The sequence below is a fragment of the Delftia sp. ZNC0008 genome (assembly GCF_000799035.1).
Classification (GTDB): Bacteria; Pseudomonadota; Gammaproteobacteria; order Burkholderiales; family Burkholderiaceae_C; genus Comamonas; species Comamonas tsuruhatensis.
The window spans coordinates 1-3,585 of record NZ_JTKZ01000270.1 but is presented as its reverse complement, the minus strand read 5'-3'; the positions used below and the strand labels follow the sequence as shown (position 1 = coordinate 3,585).

The window sequence follows — 3,585 nt, the reverse complement described above, 5'->3', positions numbered from 1 at the left end:
GGGCTGCGCTGCAGGCGGCTGGCTAAGCCGGCTCAGGGCTTGCGGGGGGCGCAGGTTCTGGATCTTGCGGTGTCATGGCGCTGGCCTTGCAGCTTTCAAATTTAAAATACGTCTGATTCGTATTTGTATCTAACATTCCTGATCAACGTCTGACCGATGAAGCTGCTCGTTGTTGAAGACCACCAAGATTTGCGAGCGCTGTTGCAGGCCCATCTGGAGCGCATGGGATTCGCGGTGGATGTGGCCGCCACCGGACGGCAGGCGCTGGACGCGCTTGCCGTCACCGACTATGAGGCCCTGATCCTGGACCTGGGGCTGCCTGATATGGATGGCATGCAGGTGCTGGCCCGCTGTGATGACCGCCGCCGCAGAACCCCCTGCATCATCCTCACGGCACGCGACGCGCTGGAAAGCCGTCTGGCCGGGCTCAATTGCGGCGCCGACGACTATGTGCTCAAGCCCTTTGACATCTCCGAGCTGCAAGCGCGCGTACGCGCCGTGCTGCGCCGTGCCCAGGGCGGCCGGGAGCCTCGGCTGAGCCTGGGCAATCTGGCCTTTGAAACCGATTCCCGCCATGCGACCGTGGATGGCAGGCACATCGATCTGCTCCGGCGCGAGGCCATGCTGCTGGAGGAGATGCTGCGCGTGTGGCCCCGCATCGTGGTCAAGGAACGCATGGAAGAGCACCTGTACGCCTCGCGCGAGAGCGTGACCCTGAATGCCGTGGAGGCGCTGATCTCGCGCCTGCGCCGCAAGCTGCGCGACGGCGGCGCCAATGTGCTGATAGATACCGTGCGTGGCGTGGGCTATCGCATGGTCTTGCCCGCTGCCGCGCATGAAGAGCACCAGTCTTGAGCTGCGCGTGCTGTTGGGGCTGGCGCTGGCCTTTGCGGCTGGCGCCGGCGCACTGTCGCTGTCGCTGTACGACACGCGCGACCAGCTGCGCCGCGTGGCGATGGTGATCCAGGCGCGGGAGATCGCTGAAGGCTTCACCATGCAAAGCGATCCGGCCCGACTGCCCAAAAGCCATGCGGGCGGCGAGTTGTCGTACACGCTGTATTCGCCCGAGGGGCGGGTGCTCTGGTTCTCCGACAACCTCCAATCCCCGCGCCGCCTGCGCCTACCGCCCGACGGTGCGCGGGCGCCGCTGTTGAGGCTGCCCATCTACAGTGGCCAGGTTGTCAACGTGGCCGCACCACTGGCCGATGGAGCCACCCTGATGGTGGCCAAGCGCGATGTGCTGGAGCGCCAAGCCATTGGCGATCTGCTGCACGCCAAGCTGCTGCAAAGCCTGGTGATGCTGGTGCCTGTAGGCCTGCTGGCACTGCTGCTCATCTACTGGATGATGCGCTGGACGCTCAGGCCCGTGCAGCAGGCCGCACGTTTTGTGCAGGGCATGAAGCCAGGTCAGGTCCAGCCCATTCCGACCGCCCGGCTGCCGCGCGAACTGCTGCCGCTGGCCGAAGCCGTCAACCGCGCACTGGAGAATCTGGCGCAGTCGCTGGCCAACGAAAAGCGCCTGGTCGCCGACGCGGCGCATGAACTGCGCACGCCCCTGACCGTGCTGGACCTGCGCCTGCAGAAGGCGCGCACGGACCCCAGCCCCGATTGGCAGGCCGTGGACGGCGACGTGCGCTACCTGCGCCGCGTGGCCGAGCAGCTGTTGCTGCTGGCGCGCCAGGAGCAGGACCTGGGCGCAGGCGAGGCTGCTCCCGCAGCAGCGTCCACGCATCTCACGCGGCTGGTGAGGGAGGCCATCGCCGCAATGCTGCCGTTGTTCGAGGCCGGCTCGCGCAGCATGCAGGTGGACCTCATCGATGGCGTGCACTGCCAGGGCAACGCAAGCCTGCTTCACACCGCCATCTCCAATGTGCTCGAGAACGCCTTTCACCATGGCCAGGGAGATGTCTTGGTGGCCATGACGGCGGTTGAAGGTGACGTGATCCGCCTGACGGTGGCCGACCAGGGGCCTGGCGTTCCGTCCGACCGGCAGGAAGCCATGTTCACCCGCTTCAGCAAGGCGCGGCCTGGCAGCAGGGGCGCCGGCCTGGGACTGGCCATCACCCGCAAGATATTGCGCAATGCAGGCGGGGACATCCGCTTTCTGGGCAGTCCCCATTGCGAGCTGGAACTGTGCTTCAGGAGTGCATCGCATGGGGCTGTTGCGCCAGGGGCCATTGGCAAACAAAATTAGAATGATAGTCATTCTCGTTGTCGATTCATCACCTCCCCCCGGCCATGCCCACCCCTTCCGCTTCCTGGACCGCTGCGCGCTGGCACCAGCTTTTCTGTGCCTGCCAGCAGCAACTGGTGTCCTATCTGGCCGGCAAGACCGGCAGCCGTGATGAGGCGCAGGAACTGGCCCAGGAAACCTGGCTGCGCCTGGCCGATGCGCCGCCGCAGCTGCCCGATGGCAGCTCGCCCACGCTCGAAGCCGCGCGGGCCTACCTGTTTGCCACGGCCAAGCATCTGGCGATAGACAGGCTGCGCCAGCGCGGTGCGCAGCAGCGCTGCATGGACGACTGGGCGCAATTGCAGCCCGAGGCCGAAGGCGATGTGGCCGACCGAGCCATGTACCGGCAGGCACTGGCCGTGGTGGAGCGCACGATTGCAGACCTGCCCGAGCGCATGCAGGCCGCCTTGCTGGCCCACCGCCTGCATGGCGAGCGGCAGGCCGACATCGCCCGGCGCCTGCAGGTCTCCCTGAACACCGTGGAGCGTGACCTGATGCAGGCCGATGCCTGCCTGGAAGCCGCCTTGCTGCGCTGGCGCGGCGGGGTGGAGGCGGGCTTGCAGGCCTCTTCCAGAAAGCGGCGGCGGCGTGCCCTGGGCGCGCTGCTGGGCGTGGCCGGCATGGCCTGCGCGGCCTGGCCCGCCTGGCAGATGTGGAGCCGCCGCGTGCTGTGGCAAGGTGAACTGGCCAGCGCCACGGGCGTGCAGCGCAGCCTGGAGCTGCCCGATGGCAGCGTGCTGCGCGTGGACGCCGCCAGCCGCGTGGCGCTGACCTACCGTGCCGACCTGCGACAGGCACGGCTGCAGGAAGGCGCCGCCTTCTTTGCCGTGGCGCGCGATGCGGCACGGCCCTTTGTGGTGGAGGCCGGCCCCTTGCGCGTGACCGTGCTGGGCACGCGCTTTGGCGTGGAACTGGAGCCCGATGCGGTGCGCGTGCAGGTGGAGTCGGGCCAGGTGCGGGTGGAGCATGCGGCCACCGGACGCAGCCAGTTGCTGCAGGACAGCCAGTCGCTGCGCATTCCCCTGGACGGCGGCGAAGGAAATGCCGATGGCGCTGCCTGGCAGCCGCAGCTCCAGCAACGGCCCGCGGCCTGGCGCGAGGGCGAACTGGTCTTCGAGCAGGAACCGCTGGGCCGCGTCGTGCACCGGCTGGGCCGCTACACGCGGCGCCGCCTGGTGGTGGAGGAGGGCGCAGCGCAACTGGCCATCAGCGGCCACGTGCGCATTGCCCAGGCCGAGCGCTGGCTGCGCGGGCTGCCGCAGTTCGCGCCGGTTCAGGTCAGCGTGCTGGACGACGGCGGCCTGCGGATTGCGCGGCGCGGCGGGCGCGCGGAGCCGTGAGGTTTTTTTCAG

At 68.1% G+C, this 3,585-nt stretch carries 3 protein-coding genes; all 3 read left to right on the top strand.

All coding sequences use genetic code 11. The features are described from left to right. The first annotated feature begins 156 nt into the window (after positions 1-156). Genes L995_RS08870 through L995_RS08860 form a run of 3 tightly spaced genes read left to right on the top strand, consistent with a single transcriptional unit; the run spans position 157 to position 3,573 of the window. Positions 157-855 carry a response regulator transcription factor gene (locus L995_RS08870; RefSeq protein ID WP_043790363.1) on the top strand — a complete coding sequence of 233 codons (699 nt, stop codon included), beginning with the start codon at positions 157-159 and terminating at the stop codon, positions 853-855. Then, positions 836-2,194, top strand: coding sequence for a sensor histidine kinase (locus L995_RS08865; RefSeq protein WP_082001522.1), 1,359 nt, complete (start codon positions 836-838; stop codon positions 2,192-2,194). Before L995_RS08870 ends, L995_RS08865 begins: the two co-directional genes overlap by 20 nt. A gap of 44 nt (positions 2,195-2,238) precedes the next feature. Then, positions 2,239-3,573 (top strand): sigma-70 family RNA polymerase sigma factor, encoded by a 1,335-nt coding sequence (locus L995_RS08860; protein WP_047471071.1) that lies wholly within the window; start codon positions 2,239-2,241, stop codon positions 3,571-3,573. The last annotated feature ends 12 nt before the right edge of the window (positions 3,574-3,585 follow it).